General features: G+C 54.5%; 9 protein-coding genes and 4 tRNA genes. All 13 read right to left on the reverse strand.

Translation table 11 applies throughout. The annotated features are described in order from the left end of the window. Window positions 1-56 precede the first annotated feature (56 nt). The gene (rplL, locus tag ACW9JC_RS10185) at window positions 57-422 is read right to left on the reverse strand and encodes a 50S ribosomal protein L7/L12 (RefSeq protein ID WP_034148078.1); all 366 of its coding nucleotides are present in this window, start codon (window positions 420-422) and stop codon (window positions 57-59) included. A 75-nt stretch (window positions 423-497) separates the two neighbouring features. Next, window positions 498-998 (reverse strand): 50S ribosomal protein L10, encoded by a 501-nt coding sequence (rplJ, locus tag ACW9JC_RS10190; RefSeq protein ID WP_007970413.1) that lies wholly within the window; start codon window positions 996-998, stop codon window positions 498-500. Between the two features lie 198 nt (window positions 999-1196). Then, window positions 1197-1892, reverse strand: a complete 696-nt coding sequence (gene rplA / locus ACW9JC_RS10195; protein WP_003186095.1) for a 50S ribosomal protein L1 — start codon at window positions 1890-1892, stop codon at window positions 1197-1199. Continuing rightward, window positions 1892-2323 (reverse strand): 50S ribosomal protein L11, encoded by a 432-nt coding sequence (gene rplK / locus ACW9JC_RS10200; protein ID WP_007933726.1) that lies wholly within the window; start codon window positions 2321-2323, stop codon window positions 1892-1894. The genes rplA and rplK overlap by 1 nt, the downstream gene beginning before the upstream one ends. Before the next feature lie 117 nt (window positions 2324-2440). After that, window positions 2441-2974 carry a transcription termination/antitermination protein NusG gene (nusG, locus tag ACW9JC_RS10205; protein WP_007933727.1) on the reverse strand — a complete coding sequence of 178 codons (534 nt, stop codon included), beginning with the start codon at window positions 2972-2974 and terminating at the stop codon, window positions 2441-2443. A gap of 9 nt (window positions 2975-2983) precedes the next feature. Then, complete coding sequence (gene secE / locus ACW9JC_RS10210) at window positions 2984-3352, reverse strand: preprotein translocase subunit SecE (RefSeq protein WP_338583431.1); 369 nt, start codon at window positions 3350-3352, stop codon at window positions 2984-2986. A gap of 45 nt (window positions 3353-3397) precedes the next feature. Continuing rightward, window positions 3398-3473: transfer RNA gene (locus tag ACW9JC_RS10215), tRNA-Trp, on the reverse strand. Window positions 3474-3644: 171 nt separating this feature from the next. Continuing rightward, window positions 3645-3720 (reverse strand) — tRNA-Thr (locus ACW9JC_RS10220). Between the two features lie 26 nt (window positions 3721-3746). Then, window positions 3747-3820: transfer RNA gene (locus ACW9JC_RS10225), tRNA-Gly, on the reverse strand. A gap of 23 nt (window positions 3821-3843) precedes the next feature. Next, a tRNA-Tyr gene (locus ACW9JC_RS10230) sits at window positions 3844-3928 on the reverse strand. 143 nt (window positions 3929-4071) lie between these two features. Continuing rightward, complete coding sequence (locus ACW9JC_RS10235) at window positions 4072-4512, reverse strand: hypothetical protein (protein WP_457454914.1); 441 nt, start codon at window positions 4510-4512, stop codon at window positions 4072-4074. Between the two features lie 7 nt (window positions 4513-4519). Beyond that, window positions 4520-5269, reverse strand: coding sequence for a pantothenate kinase (locus ACW9JC_RS10240; protein WP_457454915.1), 750 nt, complete (start codon window positions 5267-5269; stop codon window positions 4520-4522). Beyond that, window positions 5259-6218 (reverse strand): bifunctional biotin--[acetyl-CoA-carboxylase] ligase/biotin operon repressor BirA, encoded by a 960-nt coding sequence (gene birA, locus ACW9JC_RS10245; protein WP_457454916.1) that lies wholly within the window; start codon window positions 6216-6218, stop codon window positions 5259-5261. The genes ACW9JC_RS10240 and birA overlap by 11 nt, the downstream gene beginning before the upstream one ends. Window positions 6219-6364: the final 146 nt, after the last annotated feature.

Raw genomic sequence — 6364 nt, forward strand, 5'->3', positions numbered from 1 at the left:
GCCACCAGCCATCAGCCTGTCGCTTAACGCTCGGGCTGGAGGAGCAAAGTCGATGCTTACTTCAGCTCGACTTTAGCGCCTGCTTCTTCCAGAGTTGCTTTGGCTTTGTCAGCTGCGTCTTTGGCAACAGCTTCCAGAACCATCGCAGGAGCGCCGTCAACTACAGCCTTGGCTTCTTTCAGGCCCAGACCGGTCAGTTCACGAACTGCCTTGATCACGTTAACTTTCTTCTCGCCAGCTTCGGTCAGCATGACGTTGAATTCAGTTTGCTCTTCAACAACGGCGGCAGCAGCAGCTGGACCAGCCGATGCAGCAGCAGCGGTAACGCCGAATTTTTCTTCGAAAGCTTTGATCAGCTCAACAACTTCCATTACGGACATGTTGCCAACTGCTTCAAGGATATCGTTCTGAGAGATAGACATGAATCTAATTCCTGATATTGGGGACGGCCTACGCGACCATCGAAAAAAACAAAAAACGCGAGAAGTTGACGAGCCTTAGGCTGCAGCAGCTTCTTTCTGGTCGCGAATTGCCGCCAGAGTACGAGCCAATTTGCTGGTTGCGCCTTGAATCACGCTCATCAGCTGAGAAATTGCTTCGTCACGGGTCGGCAGAGTTGCCAGTACGTCGATTTGGTTAGCTGCGAGGAACTTGCCCTCGAACGCAGCTGCCTTGATCTCGAACTTGTCCTGACCCTTTGCGAACTCTTTGAAGATCCGGGCAGCAGCGCCTGGATGTTCTTTGGAGAATGCAATCAGGGTAGGGCCTGTGAACACGTCGTTGAGGACACTGAATTCAGTGTCAGCAACAGCGCGCTTGAGCAGGGTGTTACGTACAACACGTACGTAAACGCCAGCTTCACGAGCCTCTTTACGGAGTCCGGTCATCGCGCCTACTGTTACGCCACGGGCATCAGCCACGACAGCGGACAGAGCGACTTTGGCAGCCTCGTTGACTTCAGCGACGATGGCCTTCTTGTCTTCGAGTTTAATTGCCACGGGTTTAACTCCTGCTTGTTACCGTTTCATCTGGTCGAAACCTGATGTCGTTTTGGTGTCTGATTCGGTAAGGAACCGGGAGCACCATCTGCGTAGGCTTGAGGTTTAAGACTTGCGTCGCCTACGGTCTTGGATAGCCCCCGCCAGGCAGGGACCCCAATTTTTCAATTGCCGCAATCGCTTGCGCCAATCTGTGTCTTACGCGTCGAGCGAGCTTTGGTCGATGACCAGACCTGGGCCCATAGTGGTGCTCAGGGTAACGCGCTTAACGTAGATACCTTTCGAGGAAGCTGGCTTGATACGCTTCAGATCAGCGATCAGGGCTTCAACGTTTTCCTTCAGCTTGACGGCATCGAAGCCGATCTTGCCAACGGAAGTGTGGATGATGCCGTTTTTGTCGGTGCGATAACGAACCTGACCAGCCTTGGCGTTTTTAACCGCGGTAGCTACGTCTGGAGTTACGGTGCCGACTTTAGGGTTAGGCATCAGACCACGTGGACCGAGGATCTGACCCAACTGACCCACAACGCGCATTGCATCAGGGGATGCGATCACTACGTCATAGTTCAGGTCGCCGCCTTTCATTTCGGCAGCCAGGTCGTCCATGCCTACACGGTCAGCGCCGGCAGCCAGAGCCGCCTCAGCAGCTGGACCCTGGGTGAACACAGCAACGCGAACGGTCTTGCCAGTGCCGTGTGGCAGCACAGTAGCGCTACGTACAACCTGGTCGGATTTACGCGGGTCTACGCCCAGGTTTACAGCAACGTCGAACGACTCGCTGAACTTGACAGTCGACAGCTCGGCCAGCAGGGCAGCAGCGTCTACAAAGTTGTAGGCCTTGCCTGCTTCGATTTTGCCGGCGATAGCCTTTTGACGCTTGGTCAGCTTAGCCATTACACACCCTCCACGTTAAGGCCCATGCTACGAGCAGAACCGGCGATAGTACGCACGGCTGCTTCCATATCAGCTGCAGTCAGATCCGCGTTTTTGGTTTTCGCGATTTCTTCCAGCTGAGCACGGGTCACGGTGCCAACCTTAACGGTGTTCGGACGAGCGGAACCGCTGGTCAGACCGGCCGCCTTCTTCAGCAGAACCGAAGCAGGGGTGGATTTGGTTTCGAAAGTGAAGCTACGGTCGCTGTAGACAGTGATGATCACTGGAGTCGGCAGACCTGGCTCAAGACCCTGAGTACGGGCGTTGAAAGCCTTGCAGAATTCCATGATGTTCACGCCGTGCTGACCCAGAGCAGGACCAACAGGTGGGCTTGGGTTAGCCTGAGCGGCCTTCACTTGCAGCTTGATGTAAGCGGTAATCTTCTTGGCCATGAGGCACTCCAATTACGGGTTCAAACGCCTCGAAAGGCTCCCCGGTTACTTGCGCGTTTATCCCAGTGACGACAAAACCCCACAGCCTAAGGCTGCGGGGTTGGGATGCTTGCTCAACTAGACCTTTTCGACCTGGCTGAACTCCAGCTCTACCGGAGTAGAGCGTCCGAAAATGAGCACCGCGACCTGGATCCGGCTCTTTTCGTAGTTAACTTCTTCGACCGTGCCAGTGAAATCGGCAAACGGACCATCGTTGACACGTACCGACTCGCCCGGCTCGAACAACGTCTTCGGCTTAGGCTTGTCACTACCATCAGCGACGCGACGCAGAATCGCTTCTGCTTCTTTATCAGTAATCGGCGCAGGCTTATCAGCAGTACCGCCGATAAAACCCATCACCCGAGGAGTATCCTTGACCAAGTGCCAAGTACCCTCGTTCATATCCATCTGGACCAGCACGTAGCCAGGAAAGAACTTGCGTTCGCTTTTGCGCTTCTGGCCGTTCCGCATCTCAACCACTTCTTCAGTGGGAACCAGAATCTCGCCGAAGCCATCTTCCATGCCAGCCAGCTTTACGCGCTCGATCAACGAACGCATGACATGCTTCTCGTAACCCGAGTAAGCATGCACAACATACCAACGCTTAGCCACGGGACACCCTTAGCCGACAATCAAGGAGACAAGCCAGCCGAGCAGGGAATCAAGACCCCACAACAGCAACGCCATAACCAGGACAACAGCCACAACGATCAACGTGGTCTGCGTGGTTTCTTGGCGAGTTGGCCATACGACTTTACGAATCTCGGTGCGCGCTTCCTTAGCCAGTACAAAGAAAGACTTGCCCTTAACTGTCTGCAGGCCTACAAATGCAGCTACAGCAGCAATGACAAGCAATGCCAGTACGCGGTACAGGATCGGCGAAGCAGAATAGTACTGATTGCCAACAACGCCAACAACCACCAAAGCGACTACTACTAGCCACTTGAGCAGATCGAAGCGAGAGCCTTGAGCTTCAGCTTTAGGAGTCATCTATGAAGATCCTGTGAAAAGAAAGCCAGACACACCGAGTGAATCTGGCAGGTCAGGAGGGAATCGAACCCCCAACCTACGGTTTTGGAGACCGTCGCTCTGCCAATTGAGCTACTGACCTAAAACAAAATCAGGCCGACCATTATGCCGGCCCGAAGAAGACTTTACAACATTTTACTCTGCGAGCCTGACCGCACTTTCGGCACCGACGATCTAATCGCCCTCACCGAACACGAAATGCAATCCAGACCCTTAAAACAAAGGCAGATATTTTCATATCTGCCTTGTTATATGGAGCTCTTGAGCGGATTTGAACCGCTGACCTCACCCTTACCAAGGGTGTGCTCTACCAACTGAGCTACAAGAGCGTATCACTGTGCAAAACCTGTAAACTTGGAGCGGGTAGCGGGAATCGAACCCGCATCATCAGCTTGGAAGGCTGAGGTTCTACCACTAAACTATACCCGCGAGGCTTACAGCTCTCGCTAAAATGGTGGAGGGGGAAGGATTCGAACCTTCGAAGTCGTAGACGTCAGATTTACAGTCTGATCCCTTTGGCCGCTCGGGAACCCCTCCTAAGCGAGCCGGCATTCTACATCATGCCAGCCTTCTGTCAAGCATTTTTCTCATTAAAAACCTGAGCTTAGCTGCGTTGACCTCGCCTCACACCGTTGACCGTTTCCGGTGTTCGCTGTGGAGCGGGCGCCATTCTATGCAAACTATTCGATGGGTGCAACCCCCTCGCAAGGCATTATTTTATGTTTTAACTCATTGAATTCTTTAGAAAGGTTTATCAGCTGAAGATCGTCCAGCCAACGCCGGCTTTCCGGGGCTACGCGCAGCCAATATCCGGCGGATTCGGTACTCCCCCTGGGCAACACCTGAAACTTGACATCCATGCCAGTCAATCTGCGCTCAAGCCCCTGGGCGACGTCCTGACGGGTAAAACCGCCCACAAAAAGACATCCAGACTCCGCCGGAGCCGCCTTGCCCTTATCCTTCGCCACGTCCGGAGCCTCGCTCAACAGGCGAATATCCTGCTGAGATCCCCGATACAAACTCAAGGGTGTTACGTCCTTTGCGCGCAGAGGAGCCTCTTGTTGATGCCAGATGTAATAAAACACATTGAGGACAAGCAGCAGCAAAAACAACCAACGCATAAATACCTCAGGACAAAGGGCAAGCCATCGCCAAGCCTACAAATACCAGATCCGGCACCACCCTGGCGTCAGGCACCACCCCGGAGACCAGCTCCGCATCCCCACCCGTAAGGAAAACCGAGAAACCCTCACCCCAGTAGCTACGCGCCAACTCCAACTGAGTCAGCACAAACCCCCGAAGCATCAACAAGCAACCGCGCTCGACAGCCTCAACCGTAGCGCGACCCGGAACGAGATCCTCCAAAGCACGCTCAGCGGCAAGATCACCGTAACGAATTTTGCGGGTATGAGTACGCAGCTGATTACGCATCAACGGCATCCCTGGGCAAATAAACCCACCGAGATGCTCGCCATCCGTGGCGACGAAGTCAGCGGTAACAGCCGTACCGAAATCAAGTACAAGGCACGCGCCACCCGCCAAATGGAACCCGCCGAGCAGGGCGAGCCAGCGATCAAGGCCTAGCTTCTCGAACTCCTCATAGCCGTTACGCACACCGGACATTTCACGTGCCGGAGCCGCACTTACCACCGACACATCGAAGGACGCCCTCAACAGGGAGATCAACGCATCGGTTTCTTCAGCAGTCCTTACACTGACCAGCCGACAAGACCTGAGAGCGAGCCCATTCAGCGCGCTCAAGCTTTCCAGCAATGCACGATCCGAATCGACAACCCCCTCGCCCACAACCAGTTGGGCGCCAGGCTCGATCACGCGCCACTTGATAAAGCTGTTTCCACAGTCGAGCTCAAGAATCATTGCGCAACCTCAGACTCAGCTCTCCGCCGCTGAAAACCTTTTCCACACCACCCACCTTCAAGCGCAAGGCGCCCTGACTATCAATACCCAGCACTTCACCGTCTATTTGGTTAATACCGGCGATTAACGATACCGCCCGCCCCTGCCACAAGTGATTTTGCTCCCACTCCGCATGAACCGCCGAGAACCCGCCGGATTGATGAAGCGCAAGGTACTTCTGCAACATCTCACCAAGGGCAGCCACCAGGTGGTTTCGATCAAACATCCTTCCCGACTCGAGCCGCATGGACGTCCACTGCTGGTCAACCTCGTCGGTCATCTGCATGTTTACATTAATACCTACACCCAACACCACGTGACATACGTCGGCAGGGTCACCAACCAACTCCAGCAAGATTCCGGCAATTTTTTTCTGACCGACCAGAACGTCATTGGGCCATTTCAAACCCACACCCGGAACACCGACCTCACGCAACGCCTGCATGACAGCGAGCCCGACAACAAGACTCAAGCCCTCCAGCTGACGCATTCCGCCGTCAATACGCAGCACCAGACTGTAATAGATGTTTTCCGCGAACGGACTCACCCATTTTCGCCCGCGCCGCCCGCGACCAGCAGTCTGCCGCTCAGAAAGCACCAGAAAAGGCGCCGCCTGGAGCCGCTCAATGGCGCGGAGCGCTTCAGCATTCGTGGAATCGATTGAATCGAATACCAGGACAGGCCAGTCACAGACAGGCGCCAAACGCCTGATCTCCAGAGGATCGAGCAGCGTCAGCGGCGCAGCCAATTGATAACCGCGCCCCCTGACCTTATGAATGGACAATCCCAGCTCAGCCTCCAGATGCTGAAGCTGCTTCCAGACCGCACTGCGACTTATTCCCAAGGCAGCGCCTAAGGCTTGACCCGAATGGAATCGGCCATCTTTAAGAAGCTTTAACAACGTCAGCATGCAAGTCTCGCCTCACAATGAGGCCCGCATGATAGCCACGCTCCGGGCAAATGCATAGAAAGAGGGCGTGACAGATTTTCCTGCGGACAAAACAAAACCCCAACTGCTTTCGCAATTGGGGTTTCGGAATTTAATCTTGACGATGA

Source organism: Pseudomonas sp. SDO5591_S426 (assembly GCF_054070755.1).

Coding starts and splice junctions, on each gene's coding strand:
- rplL (WP_034148078.1), bottom strand. CDS start 422: ATGTCTATCTCTCAGAACGATATCCTTGAAGCAGTTGGCAACATGTCC.
- rplA (WP_003186095.1), bottom strand. CDS start 1,892: ATGGCTAAGCTGACCAAGCGTCAAAAGGCTATCGCCGGCAAAATCGAA.
- rplK (WP_007933726.1), bottom strand. CDS start 2,323: ATGGCCAAGAAGATTACCGCTTACATCAAGCTGCAAGTGAAGGCCGCT.
- secE (WP_338583431.1), bottom strand. CDS start 3,352: ATGACTCCTAAAGCTGAAGCTCAAGGCTCTCGCTTCGATCTGCTCAAG.
- ACW9JC_RS10235 (WP_457454914.1), bottom strand. CDS start 4,512: ATGCGTTGGTTGTTTTTGCTGCTGCTTGTCCTCAATGTGTTTTATTAC.
- ACW9JC_RS10240 (WP_457454915.1), bottom strand. CDS start 5,269: ATGATTCTTGAGCTCGACTGTGGAAACAGCTTTATCAAGTGGCGCGTG.
- birA (WP_457454916.1), bottom strand. CDS start 6,218: ATGCTGACGTTGTTAAAGCTTCTTAAAGATGGCCGATTCCATTCGGGT.